General features: G+C 36.0%; 1 protein-coding gene. It reads left to right on the forward strand.

Annotation, left to right across the window (positions count from 1 at the left end; translation table 11 throughout):
* Positions 1 to 76: 76 nt before the first annotated feature.
* A partial coding sequence (locus NE591_RS15145) for a hypothetical protein (RefSeq protein ID WP_256157088.1) occupies positions 77 to 292 on the forward strand: 216 nt, incomplete at its 3' end.

Here is a 292-nt window from a genome sequence, read left to right on the forward strand (position 1 = left end):
GCAGACCTTTACATAGCTAAGTAATGAGGATGGAAAGGTTGTTTTTCCTATCCATGATGCAGCAATGGAAAAAGGTATGGAAGTTTTGGTTTTTATCCATCATGATGAGCAAGAAGAAACAATGAACCGTTTTTCCATATGTTTACAAAAGGATAAGCTCGATTATGTATATCATAAGGAAAAGAATGTCTTACAGCTAAAAGATAAGCAAGCACCTATCATTACGAAGGCAGCCTTATCCACTTACCAATTTAGTAAAGATCCCATTCTTATTAGCCTAACGGCGATTGAT

Source organism: Adlercreutzia sp. DFI.6.23, from assembly GCF_024462535.1.
Lineage (GTDB): Bacteria > Actinomycetota > Coriobacteriia > Coriobacteriales > Eggerthellaceae > Adlercreutzia > Adlercreutzia rubneri.